Source organism: Micromonospora sp. LA-10 (assembly GCF_051853095.1).
GTDB lineage: Bacteria > Actinomycetota > Actinomycetes > Mycobacteriales > Micromonosporaceae > Micromonospora > Micromonospora echinospora_A.
On sequence record NZ_CP195710.1, the window covers coordinates 5,299,731 to 5,316,257 of the forward strand.

The following is a 16,527-nucleotide window of genomic DNA, read 5'->3' on the forward strand; positions in this document are numbered from 1 at the left end:
AAGAAGGGGCCCTTCCTTTCAGCTGTCGCCGCCGGTCTCACCGACCGGGGCGGCGTTCACGTCGTCCAGCGCGTACTTGCGGGCCGCGTCGGCCGGCACGTGGGCCGGCACCACGCCGCGCAGCGCCAGCTGGCGCAGCGTGGCCACCGCCACCGACTCCGCGTCCACGTGGAAGTGGCGGCGCAGCGCGTGCCGGGTGTCCGACATGCCGAAGCCGTCGGTGCCGAGCGAGGTGTAGTCGCCGGGTACCCAGCGGGCGATCAGGTCCGGCACCGCGCGCATCCAGTCGCTGACCGCGACCTTCGGCCCGTCGGCGTCGGCCAGCTTCCGCGCGATGTACGGCACCCGCGGCTCCTCGCCCGGGTTGAGCAGGTTGTGCTCCTCGCACTCCACCGCGTCGCGGCGCAGCTCGGTCCAGGAGGTCACCGACCACACGTCGGCGGAGACGCCCCAGTCCTCGGCGAGCAGCTGCTGGGCCTTGAGCGCCCACTGCATGCCGGTGCCGGAGGCGAGGATGTTCGCCTTCGGCGCGTCGTCGCCGACCTGTGGCGCGGGGGAGTAGCGGTGGATGCCCTTGACGATGCCCTCGACGTCCACACCCTCCGGCTCGGCCGGCTGGAAGATCGGCTCGTTGTAGATGGTGAGGTAGTAGAAGATGTTCTCCTGCGCCTCGCCGTACATCCGGTGCAGGCCGCTCTCCACGATGTGCGCCAGCTCGAAGGCGAACGCCGCGTCGTAGGAGACCACCGCCGGGTTGGTGGCGGCGAGCAGCAGCGAGTGGCCGTCCTCGTGCTGGAGGCCCTCACCGTTGAGCGTGGTCCGGCCGGCGGTCGCGCCGAGCACGAAGCCCCGCGCCATCTGGTCCGCCGCCGCCCAGAACCCGTCGCCGGTGCGCTGGAAGCCGAACATCGAGTAGAAGATGTACAGCGGGATCATCGGCTCGCCGTGCGTGGCGTACGCCGTGCCGGCGGCGGTGAACGAGGCCACCGACCCGGCCTCGTTGATCCCCTCGTGCAGGATCTGGCCGGTGGTCGACTCCTTGTAGGACAGGAACAGGTCCCGGTCCACAGCGGTGTAGCGCTGGCCGTGCGGCGAGTAGATCTTCTGGGTCGGGAAGAGCGAGTCCATGCCGAACGTACGAGCCTCGTCCGGGATGATCGGCACCCAGCGCTTGCCGAACTCCTTGTCCTTCATGATGTCCTTGAGCAGGCGGACGAAGGCCATCGTGGTGGCCACCTTCTGCTTGCCCGACCCGCGCTTGACGTCGGCGAACCGCTCGCTGCCCGGGATGGCCAGCGTCTTGCGCGCGGTGCTGCGCGTGGGCAGGTAGCCGCCGAGCTGCTGGCGCCGGTCCTTCAGGTAGGTGATCTCGTCCGACTTCTCGCCCGGGGTGTAGTACGGCGGGAGGTACGGGTTCTCCTCCAGCTGCTTGTCCGGGATGTCCAGGTAGAGGCGGTCGCGGAAGAGCTTCAGGTCCTCCAGCGTCAGCTTCTTCATCTGGTGCGTGGCGTTGCGGCCCTCGAAGTGCGAGCCGAGCGTCCAGCCCTTGATCGTCTTGGCGAGGATCACCGTCGGCTGGCCGGTGTGCTCCATCGCCGCCTTGTAGGCCGCGTAGAGCTTGCGGTAGTCGTGGCCACCCCGCTTGAGGTTCCAGATCTCGTCGTCGGACAGGTGCTCGACCATCTTGCGGGTCCGCGGGTCGCGGCCGAAGAAGTGCTCCCGCACGTACGCCCCGGACTCCGCCTTGTAGGTCTGGTAGTCGCCGTCGGGCGTGGTGTTCATCAGGTTGACCAGCGCGCCGTCGGTGTCCGCGGCGAGCAGCGGATCCCACTCCCGGCCCCAGACGACCTTGATGACGTTCCAGCCGGCGCCCCGGAAGAACGCCTCCAGCTCCTGCATGACCTTGCCGTTGCCGCGGACCGGTCCGTCCAGGCGCTGGAGGTTGCAGTTGATCACGAAGGTGAGGTTGTCCAGCTCCTCGCGGGCGGCCACGCCGATCGCGCCGAGCGACTCGACCTCGTCCATCTCACCGTCGCCGAGGAACGCCCAGACGTGCTGCTGGGAGGTGTCCTTGATGCCCCGGTGCTGCAGGTAGCGGTTGAACCGCGCCTGGTAGATCGCGTTCAGCGGCCCGAGACCCATGGAGACGGTCGGGAACTCCCAGAAGTCCGGCATCAGCCGCGGGTGCGGGTACGACGGCAGCCCGCCACCGGGGTGCGACAGCTCCTGCCGGAAGCCGTCGAGCTGGGACTCGCTGAGCCGCCCCTCCAGGAACGCCCGCGCGTACATGCCGGGGGAGGCGTGGCCCTGGTAGTAGATCTGGTCGCCGCCGCCCGGGTGGTTCTTGCCCCGGAAGAAGTGGTTGAAGCCCACCTCGTAGAGGGACGCGGAGCTGGCGAACGTGGAGATGTGGCCACCGACGCCGATCTCCGGGCGCTGCGCCCGGTGCACCAGCATGGCGGCGTTCCACCGGATGTACGCCCGCAGCCGCCGCTCGACGTGCTCGTCACCCGGGAACCACGGTTCGCGCTCCGGCGGGATCGTGTTGATGTAGTCGGTGGTGGTCAGGGACGGCACCCCGACCTGCCGCTCGCGGGCCCGCTCCAGCAGGCGCAGCATGACGTACCGGGCTCGTTTTGTCCCGCGCTCGTCGATGACACCGTCGAGCGACTCGACCCATTCGCTGGTCTCTTCAGGGTCGATGTCCGGAAGCTGGCTCGGCAGACCAGCGGTGATCACCGGGCGCTTGCGTTCCGTAGCCACAGGCGTTCCCTCGGTTTCGTGTGGGATAGGTCTCTAGCGCCATCCTGCCCCCTGGTGGCGCGTGTCGTCACCTCTCCCACCCTCAGACGCGACGCTGAACACAGGTACCCATCAGTAACTTTGCGCGATCACCGGATGCGCTATCGGCGGGCGCGGCGGGGAACCGGGCACTGCGGCAGAATGCGCCGTATGCGCAGTGAGGTGATCACCGTCCGGACCGGCTCCCGGCCGACCGTCCGGGACATCACGAGCGAGGCCGAACGATTCGTCGCCGGCGCCGGCGACGGCCTGCTGCACGTCTTCGTCCCGCACGCCACGGCCGGGCTGGCGATCATCGAGACCGGCGCCGGCTCCGACGACGACCTGCTGCGGGCGCTCGACGACCTGCTTCCCACCGACGACAGGTGGCGGCACCGGCACGGCTCGCCCGGGCACGGCCGCGACCACGTGCTGCCGGCGTTCGTCCCGCCGTACGCCACGCTGCCGGTGCTCGACGGGCGGATCCAACTCGGCACCTGGCAGTCGATCTGCCTGGTCGACACCAACGGCGACAACCCCGACCGGCAGGTGCGCTTCTCGTTCCTGCCCGGCTGAGCGGCCGGGCCGGGCTCGTCGCGCCCGGCCCGGCCACTGCCGGTCACGGCCGGACCGTCTCCGCCTCCACCGTCTGCCGGCCCTGGTCGACGCCGGGGGCGACGGTCCGCGCCGCGGCCGGCGGCCGGTCGTACGTCAGGTTCAACCCGGGTACGCGGTCCTCGATCACGAACCGGGCCCGGGTGTACGCGGGCGCGTCCGGCCGGCTCACGTACGGCAGCACGTCGAAGTTCGCGGTCAGCTCGGTCGGGGTGATCGTGGTGCGCACGTACCCCCGAAGGTTGTTCTGGAAGCGCAGGTGCGGGTTGAACGCCAGCCACGGGTGCGAGCCGGTCGGCGAGTCCGCGCCGTCCCCGGTCGAGGTGATCGACGAGCAGACCAGCTCGCTGCCGACGGTGCGCGAGGTCGGGTCCGCGTAGTCCAGCTTCAGGTCGCTGGCCCAGTGCGCGTGCACGTCGCCGGTGAGCACCACCGGGTTGCGCACCCCGGCGGCCATCCAGCCCCGGGTGATCCGGTCGCGGGAGGCGACGTACCCGTCCCAGGCGTCCATGCTCGTCACCGTGAGCGGGCCGGAGTTGTTGTCCCGCTGGGCGAAGAAGACCTGCTGGCCGAGCAGGTCCCAACGGGCCTCGGAGCGGCGGAAGCCGTCCAGCAGCCACGCCTCCTGCGCGGCGCCGGTGATCGAGCGGGCCGGGTCGGACGCCGCGTCGCAGCCCTTGTAGCCGTCGCCGCACGCCTGGTCGTCCCGGTACTGCCGGGTGTCGAGCATGTGGAACGTGGCCAGCCGCCCCCAGCGCACCCGCCGGTAGAGCTGCATGTCGATGCCGCGCGGGATCGAGGTGCGGCGCAGCGGCATGTTCTCGTAGTACGCCTGGAACGCCGCCGCGCGCCGGGCGAGGAAGTCCGGGTCGGGCGCCTCCGGCACCTCGTCGGCCCAGTTGTTCTCCACCTCGTGGTCGTCGAAGACCACCACCCAGGGCGCGACTGCGTGCGCGGCCTGAAGGTCGGCGTCGGTCTTGTACTGGGCGTGCCGCTGCCGGTAGTTCGCCAGCGTCCGGGTCTCCGGGCCCTCGTGGTCGCGCGGGTTGCCGCCGGGCACGTTGTACGTGTCCGGCGCGTACTCGTACTGGTAGTCGCCGAGGTGCAGGATCAGTTCCGGCTCGGTCTCGGCGAGGCGCCGGTACGCGGTGAAGTAGCCGTGCTCGTACTGCGAGCAGGAGGCGAAGCCCATCGCGAGCGCGGACGGCATCGTCCACGGCGCCGGGGCGGTGCGGGTCCGCCCGGCCGGGGACAGCCAGCGCTCGGCCCGGAACCGGTAGAAGTACTCCCGCCCGGGCAGCAGGCCGCCCAGCTCGACGTGCACGCTGTGCGCCGACTCCGGCCGCGCCAGGGCCACGCCGCGGCGCACCACGTGCCGGAAGCGCTCGTCCGCGGCCACCTCCCAGGACACCGGCACGACCCGCGACGGCATGCCGCCCATGCCGTCCTCGGCCAGCGGCTCCGGTGCCAGCCGGGTCCAGAGCACGAAGCCGTCGTGGTCCGGGTCGCCGGAGGCCACGCCGAGCGTGAACGGGTCGCGTCGCAGCGGGCCCGGCGACGCGGCGGCCGCGAGCGGCAGGCCGGTTGCCGCGCCGGCGGCGCCGAGCGCCGCGCCGCTGAGCAGGATGGTACGTCGGGACAGTGCCACGATTTCCTCCCCGGAGTCCGGTTCGTCGACTCCGGGCAGCCTCACGGACGTCGATGGCCGCCAGGTGGCCGGCGGGCGACCGGACGGCACCTTCCGCCGAACAGCGGCCGCGCAGATAGTGGAGTACATCAATTATTGACCAGTCACGTAGAATTGGCCGATGGCACACTCCACTGTCTCCGCTGATCAGCCCGGCCCCGGCGACCGGCCGAGCCTGGCCGGAGACACCGTGCGCCGGATCCTGCACGTCGCCGCCGCGCTGCGCCACCACCAGGACGAGGCGCTCGCCGGGCTGGGGCTCACCCCCGCGGCCGCCCGCGCGCTGCACGAACTGGACCCGGACCGCCCGCTGCCGGCCCGCGACCTCGCCGAGCAGCTCGGCTGCGACAGGTCGAACGTCACCGGCCTGGCCGACCGGCTGGAACGGGCCGGGCTGGTGGAACGACGCACCGACCCGGCCGACCGGCGGCAGAAGACGCTGGTGGTCACCGGGCGCGGCCGGGAGGTCCGCGAGCGGGTCGGGCAGGTCATGTCGGACTCCCGACTGCTCAACGACCTGAGCACCGCCGAACTGGCCGCACTACGTGAACTCGTCTTCAAGGTCTCCGACGGCGGCTGCCCGGAGGAGTGCGGCGAGGTCTGAGCCACGCCGGGCGGAACGTGTCCGACTGGGCGCGGCAGGCCCGAGTCGGTAATGCTGTCCGACGTGACCACCCCGCACGATCTCGACGACCGGCTCCGGGCCGAACTGGCCGCGCTCGGGGCTCCCGACCAGCGGCGCGACCTGCGCGAGCCACTGCCCGACGGCGGGCCGCTGACCGGGGCGCAGGCGCTGGCCCTGTTCGACGCGCAACTGACCAGCCGGCTGCTCGACCTGGCCGGGCAGTGGCTGCACGGCTTCGGTGAGGGGTACCACACGATCGAGTCGGCGGGCCACGAGGGCAACGCCGCGGTGGCCGCCGCGCTGCGGCCGACCGACCCCGCGCTGCTGCACCACCGCTCCGGGGCGTTCTACTGCCTGCGCGCCGCCCAGGCCGCCGGCGCCTTCCCCGCCGCCCCGCCACCACCTGCCCCGCCGACCTCCGACCCGGAGGCCGCCCCCGACGACGCCGTCGACAGCTCGCCCGGTGCCGCTTCTCGCGCCGCCGTCCACGGGCCGCCCGGCCCTGCTCCTCGCGCCTCGGCCGACGCCTCGCCCGGTGCTGATCCCCGCGCCGCGGCCGACGGCCCGTCCGGTGCAGGTTCCAGCGCCGTCGTCGATGCCTCGCCTGGTTCCGCTTCCCGCGCCTCAAGCGTCGTCTCGCCCGACGAGCCGGCCGCATCTTCCGCGCAGCAAATCGCCCCCGCCCCATCGGCTGCGATCCCGGACCCGTCGGCCGCCCGGGCTCTGTCGGACGCCGCGCACGAATCGCGTGACCTGCCCACTCAGCGCGGCGCCGGCCGGGATCCCCGCATCGATCCCACTTTCCAGGACCAGCGTTCCACTGTTCAGGAGCCGGAGAGATCTTGGAAGGAAAGTGCCCCTATGGGGGCCGTTTCGTACCAAGATCTCGAACGGTCGGGGGCGGGGGACGCTGCCGACCGGTCGGGTGAGGCGGGCAGCCTTCCGGTGGGAGCGTCGATCGTGGTGGACGCGGACGGTGACGCGACTGTCGGCGTACCCGATCTGCCGCAGCCTTCGCCCGACGACGCGTTCGCGGCGGCGGCGCGCGACGTGCTGCGCGGCATTGTCGCGTCCGCCGAGGAACCGGCCGCCGGTGGCCGGCAGAAGCTCTTCGGCCGCGCCGACCTCGCGGTCGTGCCGACCCCCGCGAGCGCCGGCTCGCACCTGCCCCGCGCGGTCGGCCTGGGGCTGGCGCTGGAGCGACTGCGCCGGGGTGCCCGGCCCGCGGACGGCGAGCCGGAGGCGGCGGCCTGGCCTGCGGACTCCGTGGTGGTCTGCTCCTTCGGCGACGCCTCGGTCAACCACGCCACCGTCACCGCCGCGCTCAACACCGCCGGCTGGTACGACCACACCGGCCTGCGTATCCCGGTGCTGTTCGTGTGCGAGGACAGCGGCCGCTCCGCCGACGGGTGGGTGGCGACGACGCTGCGGTCCCGGCCCGGCATCCGCTACTTCGCGGCCGACGGCACGGACGTGGCCGAGAGCTACCAGGTGGCGGCGGAGGCGGCGGTCTGGGTGCGCCGGCATCGCCGGCCCGCCGTGCTGCACCTGGGCGCGGTCCGGCTGATGGGGGAGGGCGACGCGGCCCGCGACCCGCTGCTGGCCACCGCGCGGCTGCTTGTCACCTCCGGGTACGCCGGGGGCGAGGAGCTGCTCAGCCGGTACGACGAGCGGGGCTGGCAGCTGCGCCGCATCGCCGAGGAAGTGCTGGACGAGCCAAAACTGGCGTCCGCTGTCGACGTCGTGCGGGAGCTGGCGCCACGCCGGCCGGTCCGGGTGTCCCGGGCGGTGGCCGAGGCGGCGCAGCGGGCGGCCGGGCCGGGCGCCGGGGCGCGGGCGGAGGCGTTCGGCGGCAAACCGCCGGAGCTGACCGGGCCGCTGACGCTGGCGCAGAGCATCAACGCGGCGCTCGCCGACGGCATGCTCGACCACCCGGGGATGGCGGTGTTCGGCCGGGACGTGGCCGCCGGCGGCGGGGCGCACGGGGTGACCGAGGGGCTGCGGGACCGGTTCGGGGCGGCCCGGGTGTTCGACACGCCACGGGACGAGACCTCGATCCTCGGGCTCGGGCTGGGCGCCGGCCTGGCCGGGATGCTGCCGGTGCCGGAGATCCAGTACCTGGCTTATCTGCACAGCGCCGAGGACCAGCTCCGCGGCGAGGCGGCCACCATGCGGTTCTTCTCCCGGGGCGCGTTCCGCAACCCGATGGTGGTGCGGGTGGCCGCCCTGGCGGGCGAGGACGGGCTCGGCGGCCACGCGCGCAACGACAACTCGGTGGCGGTGCTGCGGGACGTACCGGGGCTCGTGGTCGCCGTGCCGGCGCGGCCGGACGACGCCGCGCCGATGCTGCGTACGTGCCTGGCGGCGGCCCGGGTGGACGGCAGCGTCTGCGTCTTCCTGGAGCCGGCCGCGCTCTACCACGCCCGCGACCTCCACGCCGACGGCGACGGCGAGTGGACGGCCGAGTACGCCGAGCCGGGCGCCTGGGCGGACCGGCACGTGCCGATCGGGCGGGCCCGCGTCTACGGGATCGGCCCGGCCGAGGACCTCACCATCATCACCTTCGGTAGCGGGGTGCGGATGTCGCTGCGCGCGGCGGCCACCCTCGCCGCGGAGGGCGTGGGCAGCCGGGTGGTGGATCTGCGCTGGCTGGCCCCGCTGCCGGTGGCCGACATCATCCGGGAGGCCTCGGCGACCGGCCGGGTGCTGGTGGTGGACGAGACGCGACGCTCCGGCGGGGTGGGCGAGGGCGTGGTGTCCGCGCTCGTCGACACCGGGTACGTCGGCGCCGCGCGCCGTGTGGCCGGACTTGACTCGTTTGTACCATTAGGTCCGGCCGCTCGTCAGGTTCTGGTCTCCGAGGAAGCCATCACCCAGGGTGCCCGTACGCTGCTGGCACGGTAAATTCCGTTCCACCCGGTGCGCCACTTGCGCGGCGAGCCGCAACTGTGTGGACTGGGCCCGACGGTGTCACCCGACGCCACGAGCAGGGATAGATGAGGAGGCACGCGACAGTGAGCGCGACCGCTGGTCAGGCCGACGGGGTACGCAGCCTGGCGGACCGGTTCGGTATCGAGCCGGGCATGGTCGTCATGGAGATGGGCTACGACGACGACGTCGACACCGATCTCCGGGACGCCCTGACCGACCGCTGTGGGGAACTCGTCGACGAGGACACCGACGAGGTGGTCGACGCGGTTCTGGTCTGGCACCGAGACGGCGACGGTGACCTCTTCGAACTCCTCGTGGACGCCCTCGGGCCGCTCGCCGACAACGGCGTGGTCTGGCTCCTGACCCCAAAGGCCGGCCGCGACGGCCACGTCGAGCCGAGCGAGGTCGCGGAGAGCGCGCAGACCGCCGGGCTCCAGCAGACCTCCACCATCAACGCCGGCCGCGACTGGAGCGGCGCCCGCCTCGTCATGCGGCGCGGCTCGAAGAGCAAGAAGTAGGAGCGCACATGCCCGTCGAGGTTGGCGCCGAAGCGCCCGACTTCCTGCTCAAGGACCAGAACAACCAGGAGGTACGGCTCGCCGACTTCCGCGGCCGCAAGACCGTGCTGCTCGTCTTCTACCCGCTCGCCTTCACCGGCGTCTGCCAGGGCGAGCTGTCCGAGGTGCGGGACAACCTCGACGAGTACGCCAACGACGACGTCCAGGTGCTGACCGTCAGCGTCGACTCCGTGTACGCCCACAAGATCTGGGCCGAGCAGGAGGGCTTCCAGTTCCCGCTGCTCGCCGACTTCTGGCCGCACGGCGCGGTGGCCCAGGCGTACGGCGTCTTCAACGACGTCGCGGGCATCGCCAACCGGGGCACCTTCGTCATCGACAAGGCCGGCGTGGTTCGCTTCGCGGAGATGAACATGCCCGGCGAGGCGCGCGATCAGCAGGGCTGGCGCAAGGCGCTGGCCGAGGCCGTCGCCGCCTGAGTCCCACACCCAGGTACGTCGTTCGACCGGGCCGGAGGCGGGCAGGTAAGCTGGCCGCTCCGGCCCGCCGTACGGGCGTTCCGGGCGCGTAGCTCAGTGGGAGAGCACTCGCCTTACAAGCGAGGGGTCGCAGGTTCGAAACCTGCCGCGCCCACCATCAGATGAGCGCGGTGACAGCAGGAGAGTCGCCCGTTGAGCTGACCTGCCGTGAGATCAGGCGCTCCAGCCGCCGACGCCGCCACTGCCGGTGTTGCCGCCGTCCGTCCGGTTCCGGTGGTCGTCGAGCCTGCGGCGGGCCTCGGCGGATGCTTGGAGGTCACGCACCTGGCCGCCGTCGACTGGTGTCTGCCGGCTACGGCGCCACAGTGCGACCGCGGCCACGGCCGCCGCGATGATGAGCAGAAGGATGAGCCAGCGCATTTCGACCTCCCTGGATGAGATGCCTGCCCTCAGTGTGCGCAGCCGGTCAAGCCTGGTTTGAGGGCGCCTTGACGTGAACGAGCTGCCGTAGATCGGGCCGGAGCCGTACCCTCCGGGCTGTGGCACTGGACGACGCGACGCGAGGCAGAGCGTTGGTCCTCGTCCGAGAACTGCGCGACCCCACCATTCCTGACGAGGAGACGGGGGCGAAGCTCGATGAGCTGGAGCGGATCCTGCGCTGCCCGCACGTCATCACCCTGATGTTCTTCGCGCAGCCCGAGTTGACCGATGAGGAGGTGGTGGCGGAGGCCCTCGCGTACCAGCCGTTTGCCCTCTGAGCTTCGCCTCACGACGGCGACCGTGCGAGCAGGGGCTGGTCAGGCGGGATGATCGTGCAGGAAAGACTGTGCGGCTTCCTTCATGGCCGCCGCCGCCCTCTCCGTCCGGTCAGGCGCTGCGTCGCATTCGGCGTACAGGAGCAGGAAGCGGTAGCCCACCTCGCGCAGTTCGGGCGAGAGGAAGTGGGACGACTGCCAGTAGATCTCGTGCGCCAGGTCCTCGGGATCGCCCTCTCCGGCGACGATGCTCGCCGCTGCCACACGCATGAGGTGCAGCCGGGCGCCGCTCTCATCCGGGACCGGCGAGCCGAGTTCCTCCATCGTCTGCCGGAACAGGTCGACGGCTTCCCGGGACTGGCCCTTCGACAGACCGGCGAGCTCCCGCAGGCTCGGCGAGTCGACACCTCGGGCCAGAGCGTGCGCGGCCGCCATCGCCAGGTCGTCGCCGACCGGCTCGTCCATCGCCAGCCGGACGGCAAGGTCGCGCAGTCGCTCCATCCCCGAGAGGCTAGGCGTACGCGGGAGTGGTGTCCGCCCCGCGCGCGGCTGCGCGACGGGTCAGCGGGTGTCCGCGTCGCGGAGCCGCGGGGGACAATGCGTCGATGGTTCGATCGGATGCGTCGCACCGCGCCCAGGACCTCTGGGTCGGCCTCGCCGGTGTCGCCACCAGCTTCCCGGCGGACGGCGTCCGGGTGGTTGTCTCCGCCGGGTCGCGGCTGTGCCCGCCGGCCTGGGCCGGCATCGTCGTGTTGGGAAGCTCGGGGATCGCCACCGGACCGGACAATGCCACCGCCCGGTTCCTGCGCGAATCGCTCGCGGGACGGCCACTCCGGTCGGCCGTCGAGGACGGGCGGTGGGACGGGGAGCACGCCGTGGTGGACGTGCTCGGTCCCGCCTCGCTGGCGTACCTCGACGAGCGTGAGTTCCGGCCGGCGACGGCGACCGCCGAGGTGGCCCGCTTGTCGCCGGGGCACCCGGACCTCGATCGGCTGGCCGCAGACGTCTCCGCGGACGACCTCGGGGAGAGCGGGATCGGTGAGATCACCTCACCCGTGTTCGTCGTCCGGGACGGCGTACGAGTCGTAGCGGCGGCGGGATACCACAACTGGCCACACGCGGTCGCTCATCTCTGCGTGCTGACCAGCGCCCACTTCCGGGGCCGCGGACTGGCCCGTGCGGTGGCGTCCGCCGCGGTCGCGGAGGCGCTTGCGAACCGACTGCTGCCGCAGTGGCGCGCACGCCCCGAGCCCCCACGACGGCTCGCTCGCCGGCTCGGCTTCCAGGAACTTGGAGCCCAGGTGAGCATCAGGCTGGCGGCGTCCGCCCTCGCGGCGTGGCCGCGGGACGGGTCAGCGGATGCCCGCGTCGTGGAGCCGCCGGGTGGCGTCGCGGTCGATGCTGGTCCGCACGAGCGAACCGGGCGCGTCTGAGGATCCGGTGCTGAACGCGGTCACCACCAGCACGACGACCAGCACCGGCATCAACAGCGTCCGGACCAGCATGGCCCAGCACGCCTTCAGGCCGATCCGGCCGCCGTCCCTGGTCCGTACGAGTTGGGTGCCGGTGAGCAGCGCGCCGAGCGCCCGGCCGTTGCCGTAGCAGAGGCCGTAGAGCAGCGGCACCACCACGAGCAACGACAGGCCGACTCCGGAGACGAGGTTGTCGGAGAGGGTGACCTCACGGTCCACCAGGGACAGAGCGACGAAGCCCGCGCCGACACCGAACAGGAACACCGTGAAGTCGATGAGCCAGGCCATGGCCTGCGCCCCGGTGCCGGCCCGGACGTACAGGGCGCCGCTGTCGAACGCCGCGATCCGCTTCGCCTTCCGGGCGCCGAGCACGCGCTCCGCGTGCGCCCGGGTGGCTTCCAGTCGGGTCAGTGGCCGGCCCGTCGCGCGGACTGTCACAGCGCTCTCCTGTTGTGTCGTGGGCAGCGGCGGTTTCGCTGGATCCGGACGCCGTGCCGTGCCGCATTCCGAGTGCAGAGTAGTCAGTGCCAGGACTACTCGCGTTCGGCGCGGGGTGGCAGAACGGGATCACCGCGCGGTTCCTGGAGGGCGTGCGGTGACCACTCACGGCCCGGTCATGCCGGTCTGGAGCTGTGGCGGCGACCTGCCGTGGCCGTGCCCCATACGCAGGCGGGAGCTGAGGGCGGAGTACGCCAGCGTCGCTGGCTCTGTATCTCGGCGCCTACCTCGTGCAGGCCTCCGAGGACATGCCCTGGGCACCTGCTGGCGCACTGCACCGCCGCTTCGTCGGGTGGACCCGGGAGGAGCGGTGACTGCTGAGACTGAGATGGATATGACTGAGAGGCATAAATATGCCTCTCAGTCATATCGCTTCGGAGCATCAATCTTCCGGCAGGTATGACCCTGTGTGACCGGACGGCCGGGCATCGCGGGAGGGAAGATCCTCCCGGGCGTCGGCGAGTGGCAGCGTGGGCCAGGCCGCGAGGTCGTGGAGCATCTGCCGGTCGTGGGTGGCGACGACCACCGCGGCCCTGGTCGTCAGCAGGGCGGCGGTGAGGTCGTCGACCAGCGGCGCCGACAGGTGGTTCGTCGGTTCGTCGAGGATCAGCAGGTCGGGACGTTCGGCCAGGCGCAGCGCCAGGTTCAGCCGCCGTTGCTGTCCGTGCGACATGCGGCCCACGGGGGTACGCCGGGCCTCGGCGTCGAGCAGGTTCGTGGCGCTCAGCGGCAGGGCCGTGCCGGAGGTGACGCGCCCGGCGGTGCGGAGCCGGCCCACGTGCTGCTCGTACAGGTCGTGGGCGAGCAGCGCCGGTGGCCAGTCGGGCACCTCCTGACCGAGGTACGCGACGCGCGCCCCGGACAGCTGCCGGACCTCCCCGGTCGACGGCGTGAGGTCGCCGGCCAGCACGGAGAGCAGCGTCGACTTGCCCGCGCCGTTGGGTCCGGTCACCAGCAGACGGTCCCCGCCGTCGAGCGTGAGCGTGACCCGGGTACGCAGGCGCCCGGCCACCGTGACGTCGTGGCATCGCAGGATCGGCAGTCCGGGACGGGTGTCCAGCGGTGGCCAGCGCAGCGGCTGCGGCGGCTCCGGCACGGTGACGCGGTGCGCGTCGAGCGCCTCCTGCCGGCGTCGCAGCGCCTGGACCAGTCCGGGCGCGCGGGACTGGCGCTGGTGCTTGCCGTGTCCCTTCTCCGGACGCCAGCCGGTGCTGAGCCGGTCCCGCGCCTCGCGTACCCCGTCGGCGAGGCGCTGGTGTTCGGCCTGCTGCGCCTCGTGGTCGCGTACCCAGTGCGCGAAGTCGCGGCGGCGCCCGTCCTGCCAGGCGGCGTAGTCCCCGGCGTAGCGGCGCGGGCGCCCGTCCGCGCTGGGGTCGAGGTCCAGGAACTCCGTGGCCACGTCCCGCAGCAGGGCGCGGTCGTGGGTCACCAGCACGACGCCGCCCGGGTGGTCGCGCAGCCGGGCGGTGAGGAAGGTCAGGCTGTCGGCGTCGAGGTGGTTCGTCGGCTCGTCCAGCATCAGCAGGTCGACCCGCGCTCCCAGCAGGCATGCCAGGCGCACCCGGTAGCGCTGGCCGACGGACAGCGTGGCCAGCTCCCGGTCCCGGTCCGGGCACGCGTCGAGGCCGGCCAGCGCCACGTCGACGCGCCGCTGCGCGTCCCAGGCGTCCAGCCGGGTCGCCGCGTCCAGGGCGGCGGCGTACGCGTCGTCCGCGCCCGCCCGGCCCTCGGTGAGCGCGATCGTGGCCTCGTCCAGCGCCCGCAGCGCGCGTTCGGACTCCCGGATCGCCTCCCGGACGAGCGTGCCGACCGTCTCGCCGTGGCGCGACTCCAGGTTCTGCCGGGCGACGCCGATCGTGCCCAGCCGTTCCACCACGCCCTGGTCGGGCGCGATGAGGCCGGCCAGCACGTGCAGCAGCGTGGTCTTGCCGCGGCCGTTCTCGCCGACGACTGCCAGGCGGGATGCGGCGGAGACGGTCACGCTGACGTCGGACAGCACGACCCGGCCGCCGCGTACGACGCGGACGCCGTCGGCCCGCACGTGCGCCCGGTGCCCGGCGGGCAGCGAACCGCCCGAGGTGGATGGGAAGGAAGGAATGTTGTCGAGGTTGCGCACAGTCCGCTCTTCGGCTCGTCGTGGAGCCGGGCAGCGCGAGGACACCGCCCGGCGGGAACGCCAGGACGGCGGAGCAGAGCTGGTGCGTCAGAAGAAGCCGGTCACCCTGCCGCCGTCAGCGGAGGGACCAGGGCTTCATGACAGCGGCGAAGAACCTCATGCGATCAACGGTACCCGGGACCGGGCCGGAGATCACCGGAGTTACCGGCGGCGGCGGGCGTCGGCCTCGGCGTCGAGCAGGTCGTTCACCGCCAGCGCCGAGTTGATCAGGGCGAGGTGGCTGAACGCCTGCGGATAGTTGCCGATCTGCTCACCGGTGGAGGCGATCTCCTCGGCGTAGAGGCCGAGGTGGTTGCTGAAGGTGAACATCTTCTCCAGGGTGAGCCGGGCGTCGTCCAGCCGGCCGGAGCGGGCCAGCGCCTCGACGTACCAGAACGTGCACATGTTGAACGTGCCCTCGTGGCCGGGGAGCCCGTCGGGGGAGTGGACCGGGTCGTACCGGTGGACCAGGCTGTCCGAGACTAGGTCCCGCTCGATCGACTCCAGGGTGGACAACCACAGCGGGTCGCTGGGCGTGACGAAGCCGACCGCCGGCATGTAGAGGAGGGCGGCGTCGAGCACGTTCTCGTCGTACGCCTGCACGAAGCTGCCGCGTTCCCGGTGGAAACCGCGGGCCATGACCTGGTTGTAGATCCGGTTGCGCTGCTCGGTCCAGCAGCTCATGTCCCCGGGCCGGCCGGTGCGGGTGGCCAGCCGGATGGCCCGGTCCAGCGCCACCCAGGACATCACCCGGCCGAACGTGTAGTTGCGGGGATGGTGCCGGCTCTCCCAGATCCCGGCGTCGCGCTTGTCCCAGTTGTGGCAGAGCCAGTCGATCAACCGTACGGTGCTCTTCCACACCTGGTGCGACACCCGGATGCCCTGCTCGTCGGCGAGGTGCATGGCGTAGAGCGCCTCGCCGTGGATGTCGAGCTGGAGCTGGTCGGCGGCGCCGTTGCCGATCCGCACCGGACGGGAGCCGCGGTAGCCCTCCAGATGGTCGAGCACCTCCTCGTGCAGGTCCGAGGACCCGTCCACCCGGTACATGATCTTCAGCGGGTCCTGGTGGTCGCCGGCCTCGCGGATGCGCTCGTCCAGCCAGTCCATGTACCGGCTGACCTCCTCGGTGAACCCGAGGCCGAGCAGCGCGTGCACGGAGAACGAGGTGTCGCGTACCCAGGTGTAGCGGTAGTCCCAGTTGCGGGAGCCGCCGACCAGCTCGGGCAGCGCGGCGGTCGGCGCGGCGATCATCGCGCCGGTCGGTGCGTACGTCATGAGCTTGAGCGTGATGGCCGAGCGCTCGACCATCTCCCGCCAGCGCCCGGTGTAACGGGAGCGCTCGACCCAGCGCCGCCAGTAGTCCCGGGTCCACTCGAACATGCCCTGGACCTCTTCCGGCGGGATGATCCGGGGCTCCTCGCTGCTGGTCTCCAGGACCACCCCGCCGGTGTCGCCCTCCTGCAACGTGCCGTAGGCGATCAGGTCGCCGTCCTCCATGCGGATCTCGCCGGTCTTGGCCCAGAGCTGCCGCACCGGATCGATCGGGTTGAAGGTGAGCGTCGCCGACCGGCTCCGGAACAGGTAGCCGTTGCGGTGCCGCTCCAGCTCGTGGCGCTCCCGGGCGAAGTCGAAGCGTGGCCGGCACTCCACCCGGAAACGCATCGTGCCCCGCACCATGTTGACCATGCGCACGATGCGGTGCGAGTCGGTGACCCGCTCGCCGGTGACGGGCATGAAGTCCATCACCTCGGCGACGCCGTCCGCGCTGATGAACCGGGTGATCAGGATCGGCGTGCCGGGCAGGTAGAGCTGCTTCGTGACGTACCGGACGTCGTGCGGGGCGATCTGGAAGAAGCCGCCCTTGTCCTTGTCCAGCAACGCGCAGAAGACACTGGGCGAGTCGAAGCGCGGCGCGCAGAACCAGTCGATCGTCCCGTCACAGGTCACCAGCGCCGCGGTCTGCAGGTCGCCGATGAGCCCGTGGTCCTCGATCGCCGGATAGCTCTTCACGTCG

Annotated in this window: 14 protein-coding genes, 1 tRNA gene and 1 pseudogene; 9 read left to right on the forward strand and 7 right to left on the reverse strand. The window is 72.0% G+C overall.

The annotated features are described in order from the left end of the window. Positions 1-18: 18 nt before the first annotated feature. Positions 19-2,763, reverse strand: a complete 2,745-nt coding sequence (gene aceE, locus ACSDG8_RS25050; RefSeq protein WP_210899951.1) for a pyruvate dehydrogenase (acetyl-transferring), homodimeric type — start codon at positions 2,761-2,763, stop codon at positions 19-21. A gap of 189 nt (positions 2,764-2,952) precedes the next feature. Between aceE and ACSDG8_RS25055 the strand changes: the two genes are divergently transcribed. After that, positions 2,953-3,357 (forward strand): secondary thiamine-phosphate synthase enzyme YjbQ, encoded by a 405-nt coding sequence (locus tag ACSDG8_RS25055; protein WP_199495979.1) that lies wholly within the window; start codon positions 2,953-2,955, stop codon positions 3,355-3,357. Positions 3,358-3,400: 43 nt separating this feature from the next. On the opposite strand, the gene ACSDG8_RS25060 is transcribed toward ACSDG8_RS25055, so the two are convergent. Next, a complete protein-coding gene (locus ACSDG8_RS25060) occupies positions 3,401-5,044 on the reverse strand; it encodes an alkaline phosphatase D family protein (RefSeq protein ID WP_210899954.1) in 1,644 nt (547 codons plus the stop codon). Between the two features lie 160 nt (positions 5,045-5,204). Here ACSDG8_RS25060 and ACSDG8_RS25065 point away from each other — a divergent pair, with 160 nt between their 5' ends. From ACSDG8_RS25065 to ACSDG8_RS25085, 5 genes are all read left to right on the forward strand, one after another. Continuing rightward, positions 5,205-5,687 (forward strand): MarR family winged helix-turn-helix transcriptional regulator, encoded by a 483-nt coding sequence (locus ACSDG8_RS25065; protein WP_210899957.1) that lies wholly within the window; start codon positions 5,205-5,207, stop codon positions 5,685-5,687. Positions 5,688-5,738: 51 nt separating this feature from the next. Further along, entirely contained in the window at positions 5,739-8,612 is a 2,874-nt protein-coding gene (locus tag ACSDG8_RS25070; RefSeq protein WP_439427279.1) for a transketolase C-terminal domain-containing protein, read from the forward strand. Positions 8,613-8,722: 110 nt separating this feature from the next. Continuing rightward, the gene (locus ACSDG8_RS25075) at positions 8,723-9,157 is read left to right on the forward strand and encodes a DUF3052 domain-containing protein (RefSeq protein WP_013287823.1); all 435 of its coding nucleotides are present in this window, start codon (positions 8,723-8,725) and stop codon (positions 9,155-9,157) included. Between the two features lie 8 nt (positions 9,158-9,165). Further along, positions 9,166-9,633 carry a peroxiredoxin gene (locus tag ACSDG8_RS25080; RefSeq protein ID WP_030503648.1) on the forward strand — a complete coding sequence of 156 codons (468 nt, stop codon included), beginning with the start codon at positions 9,166-9,168 and terminating at the stop codon, positions 9,631-9,633. An 82-nt stretch (positions 9,634-9,715) separates the two neighbouring features. Continuing rightward, positions 9,716-9,790: transfer RNA gene (locus ACSDG8_RS25085), tRNA-Val, on the forward strand. A 56-nt stretch (positions 9,791-9,846) separates the two neighbouring features. On the opposite strand, the gene ACSDG8_RS25090 is transcribed toward ACSDG8_RS25085, so the two are convergent. Then, positions 9,847-10,053: a hypothetical protein gene (locus ACSDG8_RS25090; protein WP_210899963.1), complete on the reverse strand. Its 207-nt coding sequence runs from the start codon at positions 10,051-10,053 to the stop codon at positions 9,847-9,849. A gap of 119 nt (positions 10,054-10,172) precedes the next feature. On the opposite strand from ACSDG8_RS25090, the gene ACSDG8_RS25095 reads away from it, so the two are divergent. Then, positions 10,173-10,391 carry a hypothetical protein gene (locus tag ACSDG8_RS25095; protein WP_210899966.1) on the forward strand — a complete coding sequence of 73 codons (219 nt, stop codon included), beginning with the start codon at positions 10,173-10,175 and terminating at the stop codon, positions 10,389-10,391. A gap of 39 nt (positions 10,392-10,430) precedes the next feature. Here ACSDG8_RS25095 and ACSDG8_RS25100 read toward each other — a convergent pair whose 3' ends face one another. Next, positions 10,431-10,889, reverse strand: a complete 459-nt coding sequence (locus tag ACSDG8_RS25100; RefSeq protein WP_210899969.1) for a hypothetical protein — start codon at positions 10,887-10,889, stop codon at positions 10,431-10,433. Positions 10,890-10,993: 104 nt separating this feature from the next. On the opposite strand from ACSDG8_RS25100, the gene ACSDG8_RS25105 reads away from it, so the two are divergent. Next, positions 10,994-11,821, forward strand: a complete 828-nt coding sequence (locus tag ACSDG8_RS25105) for a GNAT family N-acetyltransferase (protein WP_210899972.1) — start codon at positions 10,994-10,996, stop codon at positions 11,819-11,821. Here the strand turns inward: ACSDG8_RS25105 and ACSDG8_RS25110 are convergent. Continuing rightward, positions 11,741-12,298, reverse strand: a complete 558-nt coding sequence (locus tag ACSDG8_RS25110; RefSeq protein WP_210899974.1) for an RDD family protein — start codon at positions 12,296-12,298, stop codon at positions 11,741-11,743. The genes ACSDG8_RS25105 and ACSDG8_RS25110 overlap by 81 nt on opposite strands. Before the next feature lie 157 nt (positions 12,299-12,455). Here ACSDG8_RS25110 and ACSDG8_RS25115 point away from each other — a divergent pair. Beyond that, a pseudogene (locus ACSDG8_RS25115) lies at positions 12,456-12,663 on the forward strand (hypothetical protein); the annotation flags it as partial. Positions 12,664-12,740: 77 nt separating this feature from the next. Here ACSDG8_RS25115 and ACSDG8_RS25120 read toward each other — a convergent pair. Beyond that, on the reverse strand, positions 12,741-14,474 hold the full coding sequence (locus tag ACSDG8_RS25120; RefSeq protein ID WP_307856185.1) for an ABC-F family ATP-binding cassette domain-containing protein: 1,734 nt from the start codon (positions 14,472-14,474) through the stop codon (positions 12,741-12,743). Between the two features lie 201 nt (positions 14,475-14,675). Then, positions 14,676-16,523 carry a glycoside hydrolase family 15 protein gene (locus tag ACSDG8_RS25125; RefSeq protein WP_210899976.1) on the reverse strand — a complete coding sequence of 616 codons (1,848 nt, stop codon included), beginning with the start codon at positions 16,521-16,523 and terminating at the stop codon, positions 14,676-14,678. Positions 16,524-16,527 lie beyond the last annotated feature (4 nt).